22 protein-coding genes are annotated in these 22,073 nt (G+C 71.2%); 5 read left to right on the forward strand and 17 right to left on the reverse strand.

Annotated features, from left to right (window positions below; all coding sequences use genetic code 11):
* The first annotated feature begins 2 nt into the window (after window positions 1–2).
* The 4 genes from AB0412_RS14640 to AB0412_RS14655 all read left to right on the forward strand — a co-directional run bounded on the left by AB0412_RS14640 (window position 3) and on the right by AB0412_RS14655 (window position 3,235).
* Complete coding sequence (locus tag AB0412_RS14640; protein ID WP_366402941.1) at window positions 3–908, forward strand: 5'-3' exonuclease; 906 nt, start codon at window positions 3–5, stop codon at window positions 906–908.
* Between the two features lie 87 nt (window positions 909–995).
* A complete protein-coding gene (locus tag AB0412_RS14645; RefSeq protein ID WP_366402912.1) occupies window positions 996–1,856 on the forward strand; it encodes a siderophore-interacting protein in 861 nt (286 codons plus the stop codon).
* A gap of 111 nt (window positions 1,857–1,967) precedes the next feature.
* Window positions 1,968–2,255 (forward strand): hypothetical protein, encoded by a 288-nt coding sequence (locus AB0412_RS14650; protein ID WP_366402913.1) that lies wholly within the window; start codon window positions 1,968–1,970, stop codon window positions 2,253–2,255.
* A 29-nt stretch (window positions 2,256–2,284) separates the two neighbouring features.
* Window positions 2,285–3,235, forward strand: coding sequence for an RluA family pseudouridine synthase (locus AB0412_RS14655; RefSeq protein WP_366402914.1), 951 nt, complete (start codon window positions 2,285–2,287; stop codon window positions 3,233–3,235).
* On the opposite strand, the gene AB0412_RS14660 is transcribed toward AB0412_RS14655, so the two are convergent.
* From AB0412_RS14660 to AB0412_RS14740, 17 genes are all read right to left on the reverse strand, one after another.
* Entirely contained in the window at window positions 3,229–4,818 is a 1,590-nt protein-coding gene (locus tag AB0412_RS14660) for a cytochrome P450 (protein ID WP_366402915.1), read from the reverse strand. The genes AB0412_RS14655 and AB0412_RS14660 overlap by 7 nt on opposite strands.
* A gap of 56 nt (window positions 4,819–4,874) precedes the next feature.
* Window positions 4,875–5,495: an ATP/GTP-binding protein gene (locus AB0412_RS14665; protein WP_366402916.1), complete on the reverse strand. Its 621-nt coding sequence runs from the start codon at window positions 5,493–5,495 to the stop codon at window positions 4,875–4,877.
* Window positions 5,476–5,880 carry a DUF742 domain-containing protein gene (locus AB0412_RS14670; RefSeq protein WP_366402917.1) on the reverse strand — a complete coding sequence of 135 codons (405 nt, stop codon included), beginning with the start codon at window positions 5,878–5,880 and terminating at the stop codon, window positions 5,476–5,478. Before AB0412_RS14670 ends, AB0412_RS14665 begins: the two co-directional genes overlap by 20 nt.
* Entirely contained in the window at window positions 5,877–6,284 is a 408-nt protein-coding gene (locus AB0412_RS14675) for a roadblock/LC7 domain-containing protein (RefSeq protein WP_366402918.1), read from the reverse strand. The genes AB0412_RS14670 and AB0412_RS14675 overlap by 4 nt, the downstream gene beginning before the upstream one ends.
* Window positions 6,281–7,900 carry an ATP-binding protein gene (locus AB0412_RS14680; RefSeq protein WP_366402919.1) on the reverse strand — a complete coding sequence of 540 codons (1,620 nt, stop codon included), beginning with the start codon at window positions 7,898–7,900 and terminating at the stop codon, window positions 6,281–6,283. The genes AB0412_RS14675 and AB0412_RS14680 overlap by 4 nt, the downstream gene beginning before the upstream one ends.
* Window positions 7,901–8,296: 396 nt before the next feature.
* Entirely contained in the window at window positions 8,297–11,152 is a 2,856-nt protein-coding gene (locus AB0412_RS14685; RefSeq protein ID WP_366402920.1) for a DEAD/DEAH box helicase, read from the reverse strand.
* A 40-nt stretch (window positions 11,153–11,192) separates the two neighbouring features.
* On the reverse strand, window positions 11,193–12,083 hold the full coding sequence (locus tag AB0412_RS14690; protein ID WP_366402921.1) for a diacylglycerol kinase: 891 nt from the start codon (window positions 12,081–12,083) through the stop codon (window positions 11,193–11,195).
* A 30-nt stretch (window positions 12,084–12,113) separates the two neighbouring features.
* On the reverse strand, window positions 12,114–13,055 hold the full coding sequence (gene tatC, locus AB0412_RS14695) for a twin-arginine translocase subunit TatC (protein WP_366402922.1): 942 nt from the start codon (window positions 13,053–13,055) through the stop codon (window positions 12,114–12,116).
* Window positions 13,056–13,102: 47 nt separating this feature from the next.
* The gene (gene tatA / locus AB0412_RS14700; RefSeq protein ID WP_366402923.1) at window positions 13,103–13,384 is read right to left on the reverse strand and encodes a Sec-independent protein translocase subunit TatA; all 282 of its coding nucleotides are present in this window, start codon (window positions 13,382–13,384) and stop codon (window positions 13,103–13,105) included.
* A gap of 251 nt (window positions 13,385–13,635) precedes the next feature.
* Complete coding sequence (locus AB0412_RS14705; RefSeq protein WP_366402924.1) at window positions 13,636–13,830, reverse strand: hypothetical protein; 195 nt, start codon at window positions 13,828–13,830, stop codon at window positions 13,636–13,638.
* Window positions 13,831–13,904: 74 nt separating this feature from the next.
* Window positions 13,905–14,198, reverse strand: coding sequence for a hypothetical protein (locus tag AB0412_RS14710; protein WP_366402925.1), 294 nt, complete (start codon window positions 14,196–14,198; stop codon window positions 13,905–13,907).
* Between the two features lie 99 nt (window positions 14,199–14,297).
* Window positions 14,298–15,293 carry a WYL domain-containing protein gene (locus AB0412_RS14715; protein WP_366402926.1) on the reverse strand — a complete coding sequence of 332 codons (996 nt, stop codon included), beginning with the start codon at window positions 15,291–15,293 and terminating at the stop codon, window positions 14,298–14,300.
* A gap of 18 nt (window positions 15,294–15,311) precedes the next feature.
* Window positions 15,312–16,289 (reverse strand): WYL domain-containing protein, encoded by a 978-nt coding sequence (locus AB0412_RS14720; protein WP_366402927.1) that lies wholly within the window; start codon window positions 16,287–16,289, stop codon window positions 15,312–15,314.
* A 115-nt stretch (window positions 16,290–16,404) separates the two neighbouring features.
* Window positions 16,405–16,776 carry an FKBP-type peptidyl-prolyl cis-trans isomerase gene (locus AB0412_RS14725; RefSeq protein WP_260826026.1) on the reverse strand — a complete coding sequence of 124 codons (372 nt, stop codon included), beginning with the start codon at window positions 16,774–16,776 and terminating at the stop codon, window positions 16,405–16,407.
* A 61-nt stretch (window positions 16,777–16,837) separates the two neighbouring features.
* Complete coding sequence (locus tag AB0412_RS14730) at window positions 16,838–17,839, reverse strand: FKBP-type peptidyl-prolyl cis-trans isomerase (protein WP_366402928.1); 1,002 nt, start codon at window positions 17,837–17,839, stop codon at window positions 16,838–16,840.
* A 114-nt stretch (window positions 17,840–17,953) separates the two neighbouring features.
* Entirely contained in the window at window positions 17,954–19,315 is a 1,362-nt protein-coding gene (gene pafA / locus AB0412_RS14735) for a Pup--protein ligase (RefSeq protein WP_366402929.1), read from the reverse strand.
* 9 nt (window positions 19,316–19,324) lie between these two features.
* A complete protein-coding gene (locus AB0412_RS14740; protein WP_366402930.1) occupies window positions 19,325–20,584 on the reverse strand; it encodes an MFS transporter in 1,260 nt (419 codons plus the stop codon).
* A 97-nt stretch (window positions 20,585–20,681) separates the two neighbouring features.
* Here AB0412_RS14740 and AB0412_RS14745 point away from each other — a divergent pair, with 97 nt between their 5' ends.
* Window positions 20,682–21,689 (forward strand): LacI family DNA-binding transcriptional regulator, encoded by a 1,008-nt coding sequence (locus AB0412_RS14745; protein ID WP_366402931.1) that lies wholly within the window; start codon window positions 20,682–20,684, stop codon window positions 21,687–21,689.
* Window positions 21,690–22,073: the final 384 nt, after the last annotated feature.

A 22,073-nucleotide genomic window follows, 5' to 3' on the forward strand; every position in this document is an offset into this window, starting at 1 on the left:
TGATGCTCCTCGACACCGCCTCCCTCTACTTCCGCGCCTACTTCGGCGTCCCGGAGTCCGTGCGGGCCCCGGACGGCACGCCGGTGAACGCCGTGCGCGGGCTGCTCGACTTCATCGACCGGCTGGTGCAGGACCACCGGCCGGACCATCTGGTGGCCTGCATGGACGCCGACTGGCGCCCGCACTGGCGGGTGGAGCTGATCCCGTCGTACAAGGCGCACCGGGTCGCCGAGGAGCACGAGCTCGGTCCGGACGAGGAGGAGGTGCCCGACACGCTCTCGCCGCAGGTGCCGGTCATCGAGGCGATTCTGGACGCGATCGGCATCGCGCGGGTGGGCGTCGCCGAGTACGAGGCGGACGACGTGATCGGCACGTTCACCGCGCGGGCGAAGGGCCCGGTCGACATCGTCACCGGCGACCGGGATCTGTACCAGCTGGTGGACGACGCCCGCGGGGTGCGGGTGCTGTATCCCCTGAAGGGCGTGGGGACGCTGCAGGTCACCGACGAGGCCGCGCTGCGCGCGAAGTATGGGGTGGACGGCAGCGGGTACGCGGATCTGGCGCTGCTGCGCGGCGACCCGAGCGACGGGCTGCCGGGCGTGCCGGGCATCGGTGAGAAGACGGCGGCCAAGCTGCTCGCCGAGTTCGGCGATCTGGCCGGGATCCTCGCGGCCGTGGACGACCGGCAGGCCAGGCTGACGCCGACGCAGCGCAAGCGGCTGACCGAGGCGCGGCCGTATCTCGCGGTGGCGCCGAAGGTCGTCAGAGTGGCGGACGACGTGCCGCTGCCGGACGTCGACACGGCGCTGCCCCGCGCCCCGCGCGACCCGGCGGCGGTGGAGGAGCTGGCGGCCCGCTGGGGGCTCGGGGGCTCACTGCGGCGGCTGCTGACGACACTCGCCCGCTGAGGGCGGATGGATGGTCTCCCGTCGGAGGTGTTCACTGGGGCGAGGTGCTAACTTAGGTAAACCTAACCAAACACCAGGGAGGCCCTCATGGCAGAACGACCGGGACGCCGTCCGCGCAGGCCGCACTCCGCGCAGGTCGTCCGCACCGAGCGGCTGACCCCGCACATGCAGCGCGTGGTGCTGGGCGGCGAGGGTCTCGCCGGCTTCGCGGCCGACACCTGCACCGACCACTATGTGAAGCTGCTGTTCCCCGCCGCCGGCGTGACCTACCCGGAACCCTTCGACATGGAGCGGATCCGTGAGGAGTTCCCCCGCGACCAGTGGCCGGTGACCCGGACGTACACCGTGCGCCAGTGGGACCCCGAACACCGCGAGCTCACCCTCGACTTCGTCCTCCACGGCGACGAGGGGCTGGCCGGCCCGTGGGCGCTGCGCGCCCGGCCGGGCGAGACCGTGCGGTTCCTGGGACCCGGCGGCGCCTACGCGCCCGCCCCGGACGCCGACTGGCATCTGCTCGTCGGCGACGAGAGCGCGCTGCCCGCGATCGCCCGCTCCCTGGAGGCGCTGCCCCGCGGCGCCAGGGCCTACGCCTTCATCGAGGTCGACGGACCGCAGGAGGAGCAGAAGATCGACTCCGACGTGGAGGTCACCTGGCTGCACCGCGGGAGCCGTCCCGTCGGTGAAGCGCTCGTGGCGGCCGTGCGGGGCCTCGACTTCCCCGAGGGCCGGGTGCACGCCTTCGTGCACGGCGAGGCGCACTTCGTGAAGGAGCTGCGCCGGCTGCTGCGGGTCGACCGGCAGATTCCGCGCGAGGACCTGTCGATCTCCGGCTACTGGCGGCTGGGCCACAACGAGGACGGCTGGCAGGCCTCCAAGCGGGAGTGGAACGCACGGATCGAGGCGGAGCAGGAGCAGGCCCCGACGCACACGGGGACACCGGCCGGCTGAGCCTTCTGGCGCCCGCCCGCGGCGCCGCCCGGGTGAACCACGACTCCGCGCCGGCCTGCGGCGGCGTGGCGAGACGGCCCGGCACGCGGCACTGCCCCAGGATCCGGGCGCGTGGCACACACCTTCGACGAACTCGTCGCCAAGCAGCGCGCAGCGGACGAGGCGCACGCCCGCGTACGCCAGCTGCAGGAGACCTACGGCCCGCCCACCCAGACCAAGTGGAGCGAACACCAGACCGCCACCTGGGAGACGGCCTGGCGCGCCTGGCGCGACCTCGCCCGCGACGCCCAGGTGGCGGTGAGCGAGTACGCCCGCCAGGAGAACACCCCACGCCACGAGATCGAGACGCGCGTGAAGCAGGCGGTGCGGCACGAGGGCCCGGACACCCCCGAGCCCTGACCGGCACCCGCCTCGTACCCTTGGCCCCCGTGAGACGCAAGCGACCCGTTCCGCCCTCTCCCCTGCCGCAGCGCGACGGGGTGGACCCTGTGCGGGTGCGGTTGCCCGCGGGCGGGCAGTGGGGGACGGTGCGGGCGCATCTGGTGGAGCGGCTGGCGGCCGGACCCGGGGTCATCGACGCGATGTTCGACGCCGGGCTGATCGTCGGCGCCGACGGACGGCCCGTACCGGCGGACGCGCCCTACGAGCCGGGGCTGTTCGTGTGGTTCCACCGGGAGCTGCCCGCCGAGGTGCCGGTGCCGTTCCCGCTGGAGATCGTCCACCGGGACGAGCACATCGTCGTCGTCGACAAACCCCACTTCCTGGCCACCACCCCGCGCGGTCGCCATGTCGCCGAGACCGCGCTCGCCCGCCTGCGCAGGGATCTCGGCATCCCCGCGCTGGGCCCCGCGCACCGCCTCGACCGGCTCACCGCGGGACTGGTGCTGTTCACCGTCCGCCCCGAGGAGCGCGGCGCCTACCAGACGCTGTTCCGCGACCGCCGCGTCCGCAAGGAGTACGAGGCCGTCGCCCCGCACGATCCGGCACTGGCCCTCCCCAGGACCGTGCGCAGCAGGATCGTGAAGGAACGCGGCGTACTGGCCGCCCGTGAGGTCGACGGTGAGCCGAATGCCGTGAGCGACATCGAACTGCTCGAGCACCGCGCGGACGGTCTCGGCCGGTACCGGCTGGTGCCGCACACCGGCCAGACCCATCAGCTGCGGGTGCACATGACCGCCCTGGGCGTGCCCATCCTCGGCGATCCCCTGTATCCGGAGGTGACCGCCCCCGTCCCGGCCGGTGACTTCCGGCGCCCGCTGCAACTGCTGGCGCGGACGCTGGAGTTCACCGACCCGGTGACGGGCGTGGAGCACCGCTTCCGCAGCGGCCGGGTGCTCGCGGCGTGGGCCTCGTACGAGGACTGGGCGGCCGGTCAGTAGCCGCCGCGCCACCAGCGCAGGAAGCGCTGCCACACGTCCAGCCGACGAGTCGGTTCGGCGGGCTGCTGGGGCGGCGGCGGGACGAGAGGCGGCTGCGCGGTGACCGGAGGCTGCGACGGGGCCACCGACTGCTGTTCGGTGACCGACGGCCGGCCGGCCGGCGATGTCCGCCCGGCGAGGACGTCCGGCTGCCCGGCCCGCGCCGACGACGGGCGGGACGCCGGCGCGAACGGATCCGGCGCACCGATGTGCCAGTCGGTCGACGCCCTGTCGGGCTTGCTGTCATGGTTCGGCTGCTCGTTCACGTCCTGCTGATCGCGGGGCGTGAAGTAGACCGGAAGCTCCACGAGGTGACGTGAGGCGATGGACTCGGTGTAGCGCAGCTCTTCCTCGTCGATGCTGAGTTCGACATCGGGCAGCCGCATCAGCAGCGCGTCCACTCCGATCTCGGCGATGACACGTCCGATGTCCTGGCCGGGGCACTCGTGCGGGCCGCCGCTGAAGGCCAGGTGGGAGCGGTTGCCCATCATGTCGGCGGTCGGATCGGGGCGGACCCTGGGGTCCACGTTCGCCGGAAGGGGTGCGAGCAGCAGACCGTCGCCCTTGCGGATGCGCTGCCCTCCGAGTTCGGTGTCCTGCTTGGCGAAGTAGGCGAAGATCGTGCTGAACGGGGGTTCGTCCCACAGGAGCTGCTCCACCGCCTGCGGCACCGTCATCTGCCCGCCGTTGAGCTGCGCCCGGAAGCGCGGGTCGATCAGCACCGTGCGCAGCACATTGGCCAGCAGGTTGGCGGTGGCCTCGTAGGCGGCGATGAGCACCACCCTCAGGTGCTCCCTGACCTCGTCGTCGGTCAGCCCGGCCGGGTGGGTGATCAGGTGGCTGGCGAAGTCCCCCTCGGGTTGGGCCCGGCGCTGGGCGGTGAGCCGGCCGAGCGCGTCCATGATGTAGGCGTTGCTGGCGATGGCGGTCTCGGTGCCCCGGAGCATGTCGCGCGCCGCCTGCACGATCCGGTCGTTGTACTCGTCCGGCATGCCGAGGATCTGGCACATCACGGCCATCGGCAGATGCTCGGCGTACTGGCTGACGAGTTCGGCCTCGCCCACCTCGCAGAAGGTGTTGACGATCCGCTGCGTGCTGCGGTTGATGTGGCGGCGCAGGGTGCGGAAGTTGAGGGTCGCGACGGCGGAGTCGATCGCGCCGCGCAGCCGGGTGTGTTCCTCGCCCTCGGCGTGGGAGCACATCGGCTGCCAGGCGATGTGCGGCATCAGCGGGTGATCGGGCTTGACCATGCCCTCCCTGAGCGGGGTCCAGATCCGGCTGTCCCGGCAGAACACCGCGGGCGTGCTCACCATGTGCAGGTTCTCGGCGTGGCCGAGGACGACCCACACGGGCACGTCGTCGTGGAGCAGCACGGGCGCCACCGGGCCGTGTTCGGCCCGCAGCTCCTCGTACAGCTTCTTCAGGTCGTCCGACTGGTGCAGCCGGTGCAGCCCCCCGGGGCCCAGGCCGTGCGCGGGGCAGCCGGGGGGCGGGGCGAGCCGGGAGGCGTCCGTTCCGGTCGGGGAGGGGAATTCAGGCGTCACAGTGGTCGCTCCGGAAATCGGGGGGGGCAGGCGTGTGGGAGGGGCGGGTACGTCGGTCAGGTGAGCGAGCCCGACATGGCGAGCGAGTGCAGGAACCGCATGAGGGTCATCAGGACGTCCCGGCTGGAGGCGCGGCGCCGCACGTCGCACTCCACGATGGGCACGTCATCGGGCAGGTCGAGAGCGGTGCGCAGCTCGGGGACGGGGTAACGGGGTGCGTCCGGGAAGGTGTTGACGGCGACGACGAACGGCACGCCGCGTTCCTCCAGCCGGCCCATCACGTCGAAGCTGACCTCGAGGCGACGGGTGTCGACCAGCACGACCGCGCCGAGCGCGCCCTCGAACAGGCCGTTCCACAGGAACCAGAAGCGTTCCTGTCCGGGCGTGCCGAACAGGTACAGCACCAGCTGCTCGGTGATCCGGATGCGGCCGAAGTCCATGGCCACGGTCGTGGCCGTCTTGGACGCGGAACCGAAGTTGTCGTCGACCCCGATCCCGGCCTGCGTCATGGTCTCCTCGGTGGTCAGCGGCCTGATCTCGCTGACCGACCCGACCATGGTCGTCTTGCCGACCCCGAACCCGCCCACGATCACGATCTTCGCCGCGGCCTGCGCCGTCTGCGGCAGCCGGTCCTCGGTGCGTGGGCCCGGGATGGTCTCAGAGCCTTTGAAGTCCATGCATCACCGCTTCGAGAAGGGAACGGTCGGGGAGCGCCTGACGGACGATCGGGGCGCGGGCCGTCACCAGTTCCGCCGTCAGCATCTCGGTGAGCAGGGCGGTCACCGCGCTGAACGGCAGGTTCAGATAGGCCGAGAGTTCGGCCACGGACAGGGGGGCGGAACAGAGCCGGAGCAGCGCCGCCTGCTCGGGGGTGGCGGAGCTCGGGGGGTCCGGGGACTGCGCGACGATCAGCGTCACGAGGTCGAGCTCCGCCCGCTCGCCGTCCGGACCGGCGACGACGTACATCCGCTCCGGATTGCCCTTCGGACCCTGCCGGCCCTGGGCCGGCCGGGGAGGAGGATCCTCCTCGGGGGTGCGCCTCTGGCGTTGCGGAGGAGTCATACGGCCTGCCCGTTCCGTCGGGGCGGGGTCGTCAGATGCGCGCCGATACGGACGACGAGGTCGCGCATCATGCCGCCCATGCGGCCGGGTTCACAGGTCATGTCGGACAGCACGGCCAGGTAGGCGTTGTCGCCCGCCGCCATCAGATAGAAGTAGCCGCCCTTGAGCTCGATGAGCACCATCTGCATCTCGCCGTCGCTGTAGGGCAGTTCCTGGGCGACGGCACCGGCGAGGCTCTGCACGCCGGCGCAGGCCGCGGCGACGCGGTCGGCGGCGTCCGGGTCGCCGCCGTAGCGGGCGATGCGCAGACCGTCGGCCGAGAGCACGACGACCATCTCGACGCCGGGTGCGCCGTCGGCGAGTTCCTTGAGCATCCAGTCGAAGTTGGCTCGTTGCCGGATCACTTGAGGTCCCCCTCGTCGTCGGCCTCGGTGCGGGCCGGGTCGTTGATGAGATGCAGGTAAGCGGTGGGGTTGCGGGTGAAGTCGGTGGGGTGGACGCCCGGTTCGAGGCCCTTCTTCAGGCCCTCCCAGAAGGCGTCGACCCACAGCCCGGGCTCGCGCTTCTCCTCTTTCTTCTCGGGCTCGGGCTCGGGGTCGGGTTCCGCCCTCGACCAGATGGTCTTCTCGCCGCGTGCGGCGGCCTCCCGCTCCTCCCGTTCGGCGGCGGCCTGTTCGGCGTACCGCTGGTGCATCGGGGTCTTGACCCGGCTGCGGCGCTGCGGCAGTCCGTTCGCGGTCCACTCGGTGACCTCGGGGACGTCGTCCTCCATCGGCACCGTGGCGGGGATGCGCGGGCTGGTGGGGCGGCGCTTCTTGGGTGCGCGCTTGGGGCCGGGGAGCATGTCGACCGGGTTGGGCACCGAGGTCGCGCCGATGCCGTGGGCGAGGCCGACGCCGGGCTCGTCGGTCAGCATGTCCTTGGGTACGACGAGGACGGCGCGGACGCCGCCGTAGGCGGAGGGCCGCAGAGCGATCTGCATCTTGTACTGGGTGCAGAGCCGGCCGACCACGGAGAGGCCGAGCCGCGGGTTGGCGCCGATCTCCTGGATGTCGTTGCCGGTCATGGCCTGCTCCAGGAGGCCCTCGAGCCGGGCGCGGGCCTTCTCGTCGAAGTTGACGCCGGCGTCCTCGATCTCGATGGCGACGCCGGTCTGCACCTCGATCGCGGTGACGTGCACCTTGGTCTGGGGCGGCGAGTAGCGGGTGGCGTTGTCGAGGAGTTCCGCGACGGCGTGGATGACCGGCTCGACGGAGATGCCCTTGACGTTGACCTTGGCGATCGACTTCAGGTCGATGCGCCGGTATTCGAGGATGCGGGACATGGCGCCGCGCAGCACGCTGTACAGGGCGACCGGCTGGGGCCACTGGCGTCCGGGGCGCCCGCCGCCGAGGACGGAGATGGAGTCGGCGAGGCGGCCGATCAGCGCGTTGCCGTGGTCGATGCGCAGCAGGTCGTCGAAGACCTCGGGGTTGCGGCCGTGGTCCTCCTCCATCTCCCTGAGTTCCTCGGCCTGCTGGTGGACGATGGACTGGACGCGGCGGGCGATGCTGACGAAGGAGCGCTGGTTGGAGTCGCGCAGTGTCTCCTCATAGTCGATGATTTCGAGCAGCTTCTTCAGCAGATCGATCTGGTACTTCGGCAGGTTCCGCCAGGCGGGGTTGAGCCGGGGCAGGGCCCGCAGCACCTCCTCGACCTCGTTCCCGCGGTGCATGTGGTGCAGCGCCGCGGGGACGACCTCGTCGGTGAAGTGCCGTGTCTCCGTGTCGTGGGCGGCGACCCGGGCCTCCAGATACGCACGGTGACGCTCGTACTCGGCTCGCGCGTCGCGCAGCGTCCGGCCACGGCGCACCGCCTCGGCCGCCGAGGCGATCACCAGCAGGGTGGCGACGGCGCCACACACTCCGACGGCGATCCGGGCGGGCTCCGTCACCAGGGCGACGGCGGCTCCGGTCGCCGCGGCCATCAGTATGGCCGGCAGCAACAGCACGCGCGCATAAGGAAGTTGGACACTCGCCATGTGGGCCCTCTGAAACGAATCGGCTGATGGTCGGGGGACTAGCACACAGGAACTGGCACATTGGGGAACAAGCGCACGAATTCATGCCAACTCGGTGCGCTGCGGGCGAGCTTAGTCCGACCGGATCATCGCCGTGTCATATTCAGCAAGTGCCGGAAATGACACCCGGGACAGGAGTACCCTCGGGTCATTTACACAGCGTGCCGCCATTCGAACACGGTGCGTCATCGCGTACGGGCGTACGAAAATCACTCACCGTAATGGGTGAGGAAGGTCGCCTGTGGCGGCTCATCGAGCCTGCCCGGGACAAGGGCCGGTGATGCGAGGCGGTGGGGGCGCACGGGACGCGAAAGCCCGGCGCGCACGGAGCACGCCGGGCTTGCGGACGGGTGGGGGTCAGCCCACCGAGGAGTAGGCCACCACCCCGCGCAGCAGTCCGTCGACGGCCTTGCGGGCGTTCTTCGCGACCGTGGAACCCTCGCGGGCAGGCGCGGCGGCCGAGATCTGGCCGAGGACGTCGATGACCTGCTTGCACCAGCGCACGAAGTCACCGGCCGGCATCTCCGCCTCGCGCAGCACCTCGTCCAGGCCCTTGCCGGACGCCCACATGTAGGCCGCCCAGGCGAAGCCGAGGTCAGGCTCGCGCTGGCCCACTCCCTCGGTCTGGGTGATCCGGAACTCCTCCTCCAGCGCGTCCAGCCGGCCCCAGATACGGACCATCTCGCCGAGCGCGGCCTTCGCCTTGCCCGAGGGCAGCTTGGGCGCCAGCGCGTCGTCGCCGACCCGCGCCTCGTACACCAACGCCGAGACACAGGCGGCGAGTTCGGCGGGGCCGAGCCCCTCCCACACGCCCTCACGCAGGCATTCGCTGGCCAGCAGGTCGAGTTCGCCGTAGAGCCGCGCGAGCCGCTTGCCGTCCTCGGTGACCTCGTCGCCGCGCAGATAGTCCATCTCGGTCAGCAGCGCGACGATCCTGTCGAAGGTGCGGGCGATGGTGTTCGTGCGGCCCTCGATCCGCCGCTCCAGCTGCGAGGTGTCGCGCAGCAGCCGGTGATAGCGCTCGGCCCAGCGGGCGTGGTCCTCGCGGTCGTCGCAGCCGTGGCACGGATGCGCCCGGATCGCCTTGCGCAGCCGGGCGATCTCCCGGTCGTCGGCAGCCTGCGAGCGGCGCTTGCCGCGCCGGTCGGGCACGATGTGCCCGGCCTTGGTGCGCAGCGCCGAGGCCAGGTCGCGGCGGGACTGCGGCGAGCGCGGGTTGAAGGACTTCGGGATCCGCATCCGCTCCAGCGCCTCCACCGGCACCGGGAAGTCGATCGACGCGAGCCGCTTGACCTGCCGCTCGGCGGTCAGCACCAGCGGGCGCGGGCCGTCGTGGTACTCCAGCCCCCGATGGCCGTTGGTGCGGCCCGCGGGCAGCCCCGGGTCGAGGACCAGCGCGAGACCCGCGTACTTGCCGGTGGGGACGTGGATGATGTCCCCGGGCTTGAGCTTCTCCAGCGCGACGGCCGCCTCCGCCCGCCGCTGGGCGGCGCCCTGCCGGGCCAGCTCGGTCTCCCGGTCCTTCAGCTCGCGGCGCAGCCGCGCGTACTCCTCGAAGTCGCCGAGATGGCAGGTCATGGAGGCCTTGTAGCCCTCGAGCCCCTCCTCGTTGCGCTGCACCTGCCGCGAGATGCCGACGACCGACTTGTCCGCCTGGAACTGCGCGAACGACGTCTCCAGCAGCTCCCGCGAGCGGTGCCGGCCGAACTGCTCGACCAGGTTGACCGCCATGTTGTACGACGGCTTGAAGCTGGACCTGAGCGGATAGGTGCGCGTCCCGGCCAGACCCGCGAGGTGCTCGGGGTTCATGCCGCGCTGCCACAGCACGACCGCGTGGCCCTCAACGTCGATGCCGCGCCGGCCGGCCCGGCCGGTCAGCTGGGTGTACTCGCCGGGGGTGATGTCGGCGTGCTGCTCGCCGTTCCACTTGACGAGCTTCTCCAGCACCACCGAGCGGGCGGGCATGTTGATGCCGAGGGCGAGGGTCTCGGTGGCGAACACGGCCTTGACCAGTCCGCGGACGAACAGCTCCTCGACGACCTCCTTGAAGGTCGGCAGCATGCCCGCGTGATGGGCGGCGATGCCCCGCTCCAGGCCCTCCAGCCACTCGTAGTAGCCGAGCACGTGCAGGTCCTCGGCCGGGATGGACGCGGTGCGCTCCTCGACGAGGGCGCGGACCTCGGCGCGCGCCTCCTCGTCGTTGAGTCTCAGGCCCGCGTACAGGCACTGCTGGACGGCGGCCTCGCAGGCGGCGCGGCTGAAGATGAAGGTGATCGCGGGCAGCAGACCCTCGGAGTCGAGCCGCTCGATGACCTCCGGCCGGCTCGGTGTCCACACCCGGGACCGCTGTCTGCGCTCGCGCTCACGGTCGGCCTCGCGCATCGCGCGTCCCCGTCTGCGGTCCTGGAAGGACGGGCGGCTGGCCTCCATGCGCGCCATGCGCGTGAGGTCGGGGTTGACGGCCTTCTTCTGCCCCTCCCCCTCCTCGAACAGGTCGTATATCCGGCGGCCGGCCAGCACGTGCTGGAACAGCGGCACGGGCCGGTGCTCGGAGACGATCACCTCGGTGTCGCCGCGGACGGTGTCGAGCCAGTCGCCGAACTCCTCCGCGTTGGACACGGTCGCCGACAGCGACACCAGCGTCACCGACTCGGGGAGGTGGATGATCACTTCCTCCCAGACGGCACCGCGGAACCGGTCGGAGAGGTAGTGCACCTCGTCCATGACCACATAGCCGAGGCCGAGGAGCGTCTGCGAGCCGGCGTACAGCATGTTCCGCAGGACCTCGGTGGTCATCACGACCACCGGGGCGTCGGAGTTGACGCTGTTGTCACCGGTGAGCAGGCCGACCTTCGCCGCGCCGTAGCGCCGGCACAGGTCGGTGTACTTCTGGTTGGACAGCGCCTTGATGGGCGTGGTGTAGAAGCACTTCTTGCCCTGCTGCAGGGCGAGGTGGACGGCGAACTCGCCGACGATCGTCTTGCCGGAGCCGGTGGGCGCGGCCACCAGCACGCCCTTCCCGGACTCGAGTGCCTGACAGGCCTCGATCTGGAAGGGGTCGAGGCCGAAGTCGTACATCTCGCGGAAGGAGGCGAGCGCGGTGGCCTGCTCGGCAGCGCGCCTGCGTGCTGCCGCGTACCGCTCGGCCGGTGAGAGGTCCTGAGTCATCGTGCTTTCGAGCGTACCGGGCCACACTGACAACAGGACGATCATTAACGTGATCGGTCCCGTAGCAGGGCGGTGCCCGCGCAGCTCAGGGGCCCACGACCCGCACGGCCCCCGGCACGCAGCGTGCGGTCAGCGGCAGCGGGCCCACCGGCTCGCCGTCCGCGTAGCCGGTCACGTCCTCGGCCACCAGCTCCACGCTCGCCGCCCGCAGCACGGTGATCGCGGGGTGATCGACGTGCGTCCCCCGGTACACCCTCGGGAACACCCGCAGCAGCGTGGCCCGGCTGCACTCGCCGACCACCGTGATGTCGAACAGCCCGTCGGTGAGGTCGGCGCCCGGGCATATCCGCATGCCACCGCCGTACGACGGCCCGTTGCCGACGGCGACCAGCGTCGCCTCGACCTCGCGGACCTCGCGGCCGTCCAGCGTGATCCGGTACGACAGCGGCCGGAAGGCGGCCAGCTCGGCGACCATCGCCAGGTCGTACCTGAAACGCCCGAGGGGCATCCGCATCCGGTTGCCGCGGTCGTTGACCCGGGAGTCGAACCCGGAGGCGAGCACGGCGCCGAACCAGCGGTCGCCCACCCGGCCGAGGTCGATGTCGCGCACCCGGCCGCACTTCAGGGCGTCGGCGATCATCCGGCCGGCGGCGGCCGGGTCCCGCAGCGGCAGGCCGAGGGCACGGGCGAGGTCGTTGCCGGTGCCCGCGGCGACCAGGCCGAACGGCGTACCGCTGCCGACGACGGCCTGCAGCGCGAGGTGGGCCATGCCGTCTCCGCCGACGGCGATCAACGCGCCGGTGCCCTCGTCGACGGCCTTGCGCGCCCGGTCCAGGGCGTCCTCGGGATCGTCGCCGAGCACGGTCCGCACGGAGAATCCGGCCGCCCTGAACGCGGCAGCGGCCGGCAGCGCCGCGCGGGCGCCCCGGCCGCGTCCCGCGGTGGGGTTGACGAAGAGGGTGATCTCGCTGGTCACGCAAGGACCATACGAGCTGCGGCGCGCCGGTCAGGTCACGTCGTCATAACCGTTGACCCGGTCCTTGGTCGCCTGCTCGGGCACCGTGGCCACCGGTTCCACCGGATCGATGGCCTCGGGGGTGAGATCCAGCTCGGACGCCTCGTCGTCGGCGGGCCCCAGGGCCTCGATACGGCGCCTGCGGCGGTCGTTGAGCAGGGCCACGGCGACCGCGCCGAAGTACAGCACCCAGATCGGCCCGGCCAGCGCCATCATGGTCAGCGGGTCGGTGCTCGGGGTGGCGATGGCCGCGAACAGCGTGATGCCCATGATCATGCCGCGCCACCAGCCGAGCATCCGCTTGCCGCTGATCGCGCCGCTGAAGTTCAGCATCACCAGCAGCAGCGGCAGCTCGAAGGAGAGGCCGAAGACGATCACCATGCGGGTGACCAGGTCGAGCAGATCGTCCAGCGGCAGCAGGTTGTCCACGCCGAACGGCGTGAACTCGATGAGCACCTTGGCGGTGGTCGGCAGCACCTTGTACGCGAAGAAGGCGCCGCCGAGGAAGAGCGGGAACCCGGTGGCGACGAACGCGTACGCGTACTTCTTCTCGTGCCGGTGCAGACCCGGGGCGACGAAGGCCCACAGCTGGTACAGCCAGACCGGGGCGGCCAGCACCACACCGGCCATCAGCGAGACCTTCAGCGCCAGCGTGAACGGCGTGAGCAGACCGTTGATGGTGATCTGCGCGCACGGGTCGGCGTCCTCGCCGAGCTTCGACAGCTCCTCGAAGGACTGCTTGCACCCGACCGACTTCAGGATCGGCTCGGTGAAGAAGTTGATGATGTCGTTGTAGAAGAAGGCCGCGACGACCGTCACCAGGACGATGGCCACCAGTGCCTTCGCGAGCCGGTTGCGGAGCTCACGAAGGTGCTCCGCGAGGGGCATCCGCCCCTCGGGATCCTTCTCCTGCTTGCGGGCAGACTTGAGCAACCCACGTTCCCATCTCGTGCGGCGGGCCGGAGTTCACCGGCCCTGCGTCAGCGCTTGGTCGTGTCCGTCGGCTCCGTCACCGGGCGGGAGCTGGTGACGTCGCCGGGGGCGGCCTGGATGGTGCGCTGCGCCGGGGGCTGCTCGCCCGGGGCCGGCGGGTCCGCGGGGGCGGAGGACTTGTCCTCCTTCATCGCCTTGGCCTCGCTCTTGAGGATGCGGGCCGACTTGCCGAGCGACCGCGCCATGTCCGGAAGCTTCTTCGCGCCGAACAGCAGGATGATGACGACGAGGATGAGAATGATCTCGGGGGCTCCGAGCCTTCCGAACATAAGTCTTTACCTTCTCACCGAGGCTGCTGGGGGTGGGGGTGCTGTCCGACCGGTCGGACAGGTGTCCGATCGATCGTGTTGTGCAGCGATCGTAACTCTCAGGGGTGAACGCGAGGCAATCCCCGTGCATCCCCTGTACGTACTCCCGTCCGCGGACCGGGCCTCGTTCTCCGGGCCGCGATCAGCAGCGTACCTGTCGGCGGCGGCGAGGTGACAGGGCGAAGCGGTACGAGCCATACCGAGTACGGACGTCACAGCGCCTCGGCGGAACGGGCCGCACCGGCCGCCGCCCGCTCGAGGTCCTCCGCGGCACGGCTGATGCGACGTGCGGAATCGGTGACCTGTCTGCCGAGCCGCTCGGCCTCCACGAAGACCCGGACGGCGAACACCCCCAGCACCAGAAGTCCCAGAAAACCCACAGCAACCGCGAACATCGGCCAGAACATGAGGCGAGCCTAGACCGTGCCCGACGCGGCACGGTCCCGGGCCGCCCCGCGCGGCACGACAGCCCCGGGCCCGCCTACGGGGCCGAGTGCAGCCGCAGGGTGCGGACGCCGCCTCCGGTGAGGAGTTCCACGATCCGCTCCCCCGCCGGTTTGCGGACGGCCGCACCGCAGTCGGGGCAGGTGAAGGAGTAGAAGGTGGTGCGGCTGCTGGCGCCTATGGCCAGCCGCAGCGCGCTGGCGGCGAGCTCGAACCGCCCCCGGCAGTCCGGGCAGCCCGCCCGGAAGACCACCGGTGCCACGTTGCGCATCCCGGCGAACGCGGACGCCACCGTCATCCCCCGCACCCCAGACGTCGCCGACTCGCTCAAAGCCCTCGCTCCTGTCTGTCGTCCTGCCTGCCGCGTGCTGCCGCTGCCCGCGTCCCGCATCCCCGGTCGCCCCTCGCCCGCGGCCCTTTCAACGGGCCCTCACCCGGCCGCCTCGACCCCGTCGTAGGCCGCCAGGGCCTCGCGGGCGGCCTGCCGGGCGCTCTCGGCGAGCTCGTGGGGCTCGACGATCCGCCCGTCGCGCCCGAGCCGCAGCGCCAGCCGCCGCAGCGAGGCCGGATCCGGCGTGCGCAGGGTGATACGCAGACCACCGTCGGCAAGCTCATCGGCGCTGTCGTGCGGGTAGTACTCGGCGACCCAGCGCCCGCCGGGACCGACCTCGACCACGACCTCCGGGTCCTCGGCGGCGGGCTGCACCAGCCCTTCCGACAGGTCCCGCAGCTCGATCTCGGGCGGCTGGGACGGCTCGTCCAGGATCCTGATCTCGGCGACCCGGTCGAGCCGGAAGGTGCGGCGCGCCTCGGAGCGGCGGCACCACGCCTCGACGTAGGTGTGGCCGACGCTGACCAGGCGGATGGGGTCGATCTCGCGCTCCGTCACCTCGTCCCGCGCGGGCGAGTAGTAGCGGATCCACAACCGGCGGCGCTCGGCGATGGCCCGGTCGACGTCCGCGAAGACGCCGCCCTCGGACTCGAAGGTCACCGAAAGGCGGGAGCTGGCCCCGGCCGCCTCGCCGGCCGCGGCCTCCACCTTCGCGGTGGCCCGCAGCAGCGCCTGCCGGTCGCTCTCCCGCAGACCGGGCAGCGTGGCCACCGCACGGGCAGCGACCAGCAGCGCGGTGGCCTCGTCGGCGGCGAGCCGCAGCGGCTCGGCCGCCTCCGCGCCGAGCGCGGCGGGGTTGTGCCACCAGATGCGCTCGCCGTCGGTGTCGATGTCCAGCAGATCGCCGCCGCGGAAGCTGGTGCCGCACATGGGCAGCACATCGAGGTCGGAGACCAGCTCGTCCTCGGTGATGCCGAAGGCGCGCGCCACGTCCTCGACCCGGGCGCCGGGCCGCTCCCTGAGATACGTCACCAGGGACAGCATCCGCCGGGTCTGGTCGATGGCGTTGACGGTCCTGACCGGTTTGCCTGCCACGTCTCTTCCCGCTCCCCCTCAGCCCTTGGCGACGGCGCGCAGCCGGTCCACCACGTCGGCCCGCAGCTCGGCCGGCTCCAGGACCACCACATCGGGCCCGAACTCCACCAGCCAGGCGTCCAGGCCGTGCCCGTACGGAATCTCCAACTCGTCCCATCCGTCGCCGAGTTCCCGCACCGAGGTGGCCTTCGCCCGAAGGGGGTACCCGGCGCCGGACCGCAGCCGGATCCGCGCGGAACGGTCGGCGGTCTCCCCCGCCCAGCTCGCCACCGTCTCGCGCACGGTCACGACATCGGGCACGGGGGCGGTGAAGCGGCTGCTGCGCGAGCGCACCTTGCCGGTGATCCGGGAGAGCCGGAAGACCCGCTCGGCGCCCCGGTCCCGGTCCCAGCCGGCCAGGTACCAGTGGCCGCGCCAGCACTCCAGCGCCCACGGCTCGACATGCCGCTGCTCCGGCTGCGCGGCGGTCGCCTTGCGGTAGTCGAAGACGACCGGGCGGCGGTCGCGGCAGGCCAGCATCAGCGGTTCGAACGCGGCCTCGTGCACGGGGATGCGCGGCTCCAGCGCGCTGTGCGCGCCGTACGGGTCGACGTCCTCGGGCAGTCCGGCGGCGCGCAGCTTCTGCAGGGCACCGCTGGCCGCGCCGGCCAGCCGGGCCTGCTGCCACACCTTCGCGGCGAGCCCCAGCGCGGCGGCCTCCTCGGCGTCCAGGGTGATGGGCGGCAGCCGGTTGCTGTCGCGGCGGGCCAGATAGCCGACCTCGCCGTCGAGGTTCTCCACGGTCTCGATGACCAGTCCGAGTTCGCGCAGATCGTCCTTGTCGCGCTCGAACATGCGGTTGAAGGAGTCGTCGCTGCCCGCTGCGTTCGTTCCCCGGCCGAAGGCCTCGGCGTACGCCTCGATGGACTCGCGCAGCTCACGCTTGCTGAGCGGCCGCCGCGTCCCGAGCAGACACAGCGCCAGGTTCATCAGCCGCTCGGCCTTGGCAATGGCCATCGACGCCCTTCTCCCTATGGTGCTTACGACCGATGACCGTACCGCTCCGCGGTGGCCCGGCAAAAGCGGAGGGCCCACGCCCGACCAGGCATGGGCCCCAGCTGATCGGCTTCGATCAGACTCCGAGCAGATCCACCACGAAGATCAGCGTCTCACCGGGCTTGATCGCCGGGGTGGGGCTCTGGTTGCCGTACGCGAGGTGCGCGGGGATGGTCAGCTGGCGGCGGCCGCCGACCTTCATGCCCTGCACGCCCTGGTCCCAGCCCTTGATGACCCGGCCGGCGCCCAGCGGGAAACGGAAGGGGGTGCCACGGTTCCAGCTGGCGTCGAACTCCTCGCCCGTGCTGAAGGCGACACCGACGTAGTGCACGGTGACGGTCTGGCCCGCCTTCGCCACCTCGCCGTCGCCCTCCCAGATGTCCTTGATCTCGAGGTCCGCCGGGGGCTCGCCGCCCGGGAAGTCGATCTCGGGCTTGTCGATGCTCACGTCTAACGCTCCTGCTTGTCTGCGGAAAGGCGAACACGCACAGTCTTGCATCCCACGCCGGTCAGAGCTTCGCGAGGATGTCGACCGAGAAGACCAGTGTGGAGTCCTTCTTGATCTCGCTGCCCTGCGGAGGGTTGTCTCCGTAGCCCAGCTTCGGCGGGATGACGATCAGCACACGGCTGCCGACCTTCTTGCCCGTCAGTCCCTGTGCCCAGCCCTTGACGACCTGCTGCAGCGAGAACGACGTGAGCTGCTCCCGCTTGTACGTCGAGTCGAACTCCTTGCCGCCGTCCCACAGCACGCCCTTGTACTGCACGAGCACGCTGTCCCCGGCGCCGACCTCCTCGCCGTCGCCCTCGATGACGTAGTTCGCCACCAGGTCCTTCGGCGCGTCCGCGTCGGGCACCTCGATCGACGGGGCCTTGCCGTCGGTGTTGGCGCCTACCTTGGGCAGGTCGATGTTGTCCTGGGCGACCTCGGAGCCCTTGGCGCTGCTCCTGGCGTTGTACGTGCCCTGCACGTCCACGACGAAGACCAGCGTGTCGGTGCCCTTGATGCCCGCCTGCTGATTGCCCTGCGTGCCGTAGCCCCAGGTGGGCGGGACGGCCATCTGCACCCGGCTGCCGGCCTTCTTCCCGGTCAGGCCGTAGCGCCAGCCGTCGATGATCTGTCCCTCGGCGAGCGGCAGCGCCAGACGCGTCTTGCGGTCGTAGGAGTTGTCGAACACCTTGCCGGTGTCCCAGATCTGGCCCAGGTAGTGGGCCACCACGAAGTCGCCCTCCGCGATCGTCCTGCCGCTGCCCGCGATGACCGTCTTCACCGCGAGCTGCTCGGACGGGTCTCCGCTGCCTTTGGCCACCGTCGGCTTCTCGTCGAACTTCGTGCCCGCGGTGATCGCCGGCAGCGGCCCGTCGACGATCTTCGGCGGGGGCGCGGCGGACGTCTCCGGGGCCGACGGCGAGGCACTGTCACTGGCCTTGCTCGAATCGCCCTTGTCGTCGCCGCACGCGGCGAGGGTGACCAGTGAAGCGGGTACGGCAATGAGGAGTGAGCGTCGGCGCACGGTGGGGGCCTCGTAATCGTCGATCTTGGTTGATGGCGTGCGCGCAACTCTACGCAGTGAGAAGGGCGCCGCACGGTGTAACGTACGGCGCCCGTGTGACGTTCCGGGGTTTTCTCACATTCCGGCGATCAGCTTTTCCACCCGGTCGTCCACCGCACGGAACGGGTCCTTGCACAACACGGTCCGCTGCGCCTGGTCGTTGAGCTTGAGGTGCACCCAGTCGACCGTGAAGTCCCGGCGCTGCTCCTGGGCGCGGCGGATGAAGTCGCCGCGCAGCCGGGCCCTGGTGGTCTGCGGCGGCACGGACTTGCCCTCGAAGATCTTCAAGTCGTTGCAGATCCGGGCGGCTTGTCCCTTCTTCTCGAGCAGGTAGTACAGGCCACGGCGGCGGTGGATGTCGTGGTAGGCGAGGTCTATCTGCGCGACCCGCGGATGCGACATGGTCATGTTGTGCTTGGCCCGGTACCGCTCGAGCAGCTTGTACTTCATGACCCAGTCGATCTCGGTGTCGATCCGGTCGAGGTCCTCCGCCTCGATCGCGTCCAGCGTCCGCCCCCACAGCTCGAGCACCTGGTCGACGGTCCCCGTCCGGATCCCGCGGCGCTCGCAGAAGTCCAGCGCCTTCTCGTAGTACTCGCGCTGCACCTCCAGCGCCGAGGCCTCCCGGCCGCTGGCCAGGCGCACCTTGCGCCGCCCGGTGATGTCGTGGCTGACCTCGCGGATCGCCCGGATCGGGTTCTCCAGGGTGAGGTCCCGCATCACCGTGCCCGCCTCGATCATGCGCAGCACCAGGTCGGTGGCGCCGACCTTGAGCAGCATGGTCGTCTCGGACATGTTCGAGTCGCCGACGATGACATGCAGCCGGCGGTAGCGCTCGGCGTCCGCGTGCGGCTCGTCGCGCGTGTTGATGATCGGCCGGGAGCGGGTCGTCGCCGACGAGACGCCCTCCCAGATGTGCTCCGCCCGCTGGCTGACGCAGTACACGGCACCGCGCGGCGTCTGCAGCACCTTGCCCGCACCGCACAGCAGCTGCCTCGTCACCAGGAACGGGATGAGGATGTCCGCCAGCCGGGAGAACTCCCCGTGCCGGGCCACCAGGTAGTTCTCGTGGCACCCGTAGGAGTTGCCCGCCGAGTCGGTGTTGTTCTTGAAGAGGTAGACGTCGCCCGCGATTCCCTCCTCGTGCAGGCGTCGTTCCGCGTCCACCAGGAGTCCTTCGAGAATGCGCTCGCCGGCCTTGTCGTGGGTGACCAGCTCGGTCACGTTGTCACATTCGGGTGTGGCGTATTCCGGATGTGACCCCACGTCGAGATAGAGGCGGGCGCCGTTCCGCAGAAAGACATTGCTGCTTCGGCCCCATGACACGACACGGCGGAAGAGGTACCGCGCCACCTCGTCAGGCGACAGGCGGCGCTGTCCCCTGAACGTGCACGTGACGCCGTACTCGTTCTCCAGCCCGAAAATGCGGCGGTCCATGAGGGAACATTACGCCCGATCCCCCGAGCTGAAACGGGGTTCGACGGCACGGTTCGGATCATTTTCCGAACGGGCGGCAACAACGGCTCCCCCACCGGGACCTGCCAATACCCGTCCTGTGGCGACCAAAACCAGCAACGACACGCCACCCGCGGCGGCCGGAACCGCGAATCCCCACAGCGCGCCGCCGGCCTCGACGACCGGCCCGGCGAGGCCCGTTCCGACCGAGGCGCCCACCGTGAACGTCGTCACCAGCCACGAGAACGCCTCCGTCACCGTGCCGCGCGGCGCGTGCCGGTCGACCAGCACGAACGCACAGGCGATGGCCGGAGCCAGAAACAGCCCCGCGACCACGGTGAGCAATGTCATGGCCACCGCGCCCGGCATCAGCGTCAGCGGCAGGTAACACACCGCCAGAAGGGCCACCAGCACCTGCAGTCGCCGCGCGGGCGGACCGGCCCACTGCCGCGCCCCGTACGCCATGCCCCCGATGAGCGCACCGAGCCCGATCCCCGCCATCAGCCAGCCGTACACATGGTCCCCGCCGTGCTCGTCCGCGTACGGCACCGAAGCCACCGTGATGGACCCCAGCGCCATCCCCACGAACAGGAACGCGCCCAGCAGCGCCAGCAGCCCCGGCGAGCGCAGCGCACCCAGCCAGTGCGCCTCCCGCGGCGCCGACCGCCATGCCCGCGAGGGCGGCGACACGACCACCGAGAGCGCGCCCAGCACCCCGAGGACATTGATCACCAGCAGCGCGGCCTGCGCCGACCACACGGACACACACACGGTCACCAGCAGCGGCCCGACGGTGAACATCACCTCCTGCGCCACCGCGTCCATGGCATACGCCCGGTGCACCTGGTCCTCCCGGTGCAGCACCGAGGACCACAGCGCCCGCAGCCCGCCCTCCAGAGGCGGCGTGAACACCCCGGCCGCCGCCACAGCGGCATAGGCCACGGCGAGCGGCTCGATCCCCGCCCACGCGAAGACGGCCATCGCCAGACCCGACAGCACAGCCGCCGGCAACTGCACCCGAGGCTGCCCCCGCAGGTCCACCAGGCGCCCCAGCACCGGCTGCCCGACGGCGTTGGCCACCCCGTACACCGCCGCCAGCGCACCGGCGAGACTGTACGACCCGCCCTCCGCCCGCACGAACAGCACGATCGCGATGGCGGCGGTCGCGTTCGGCAACCGCCCGACCAGCGTCCCCACGAGCAGCCGGGTGGCGTGCCGTGCCCGGAGGATCTCCAGGTATCCCGTGGCCATGCCGACCCCTCCACTCGCGGGTTTTACGTATAACTACCGGCTCCATACGTACCATGGCGCCTGTCCACCCGTCCATACGGAAGAGAGCGGCCCGACGGTGCCACGAGCCAGCACGCGCCCCACCAGCCGGGACGTCGCCCAGGCCGCCGGCGTCTCCCAGGCCGCGGTCTCCCTCGTCCTGGGCGACAAATGGAAGGGCAGGGTCTCCCAGGCCACGGCCCAGCGCGTACGCGAAGCAGCGGCGACCCTCGGCTACCGCCCCAACCTGGCCGCCCGCAACCTGCGCCTCGGCCGCACCCGCACCGTCCTGCTGGTCGTCCCCGCCCTCACCACGGAGTTCTTCGCCGGCGTCTACACCGGCGCGGCACGCGTCGCCGCGCAGCACGGCTTCGGCGTGGTCCTCTACCCCTCCCCCGAAGGCATCGGCCCCGCCCGAGACCCCTTCGCCTCGGCCCAGTCCGCCCTGGACGGCGTCATCGCCTCATCCATGGCGGCCGACGCCCTCACCGCCATCCGCGGCGACCAGCTGCCCCTGGTCATGCTGGACAGCGATCCCCGGGGCCCGGGCACCGCCACGGTCAACCTCGACATCGCCGACGGCGTCCGCCAGGTCACCCATCACCTGCTGACCCTGGGCCACCGCGACATCCTCCACCTGGCGGCCGACGTCGCCTCCTGGACCTTCGAGGTACGCGCCCGGGAACTGGCGACCCGGCTCGGCGGCATCCCCGGCACGACGCTGCGCACGGCCAGGTCCCCCATCTCCATCAGGGGCGCGGAGTCCGCCGCCCTGACGGCCCTGTCCGCCGCCCACCGCCCCACCGCCGTCATCTGCGACGACGACCAGCTGGCGGCCGGCACCTACAAGGCGGCCCGCCGCCTGGGCCTGCACATCCCCGACGACCTCTCCATCACCGGCATCGACGACCTGGCCCTCGCCACAGCGATCGACCCGGAACTCACCACGGTCCGCCTCGACGCGGAACTCTTCGGCGAACGGGGCATGCAGGCACTCCTGGCGGTCCTCGACAACGCCACACCGGAGCAGGGCGACATCCCGGTGAACCTGATCGTGAGGGGCTCAACGGCCCCGGCGCGACGCTGACAGCCCCCGCGCTGGAGCGGGCCGGGGTGGGTGTCGCTCACCCGCGCTTACGGGGCGCCGCTGCGCCCACCCTCCCCCATCGCCCCAGCGGCACGACTGCCCGCAGCGAGGTGGCTTCAGCCGCGCACGGCGGGCAAGCTCCACGCACCGTAGGCGTGCCGCAGCCGCCCGCGGCGGGGAGGGGACGGGGCGGTGGTGTCCGCCCGCAGCGGCTGGCGCGTCCGCGCCAGTGCCCCTTTGAGTGACCGATTCCGCGCCAGACCGAGGACGGACACCACCGCCCCGGCCCCGACTCACCCACCACCCGTAGGCGCTACGCGCACCCCCACCGAAGCCGCAGCGGCGCCGCAGGCATGGCCACCCGGCACCCCCCACGGCCCGCAC

The sequence above is a fragment of the Streptomyces sp. NPDC052012 genome, from assembly GCF_040689265.1.
In the GTDB taxonomy this organism is placed as follows: domain Bacteria; phylum Actinomycetota; class Actinomycetes; order Streptomycetales; family Streptomycetaceae; genus Streptomyces.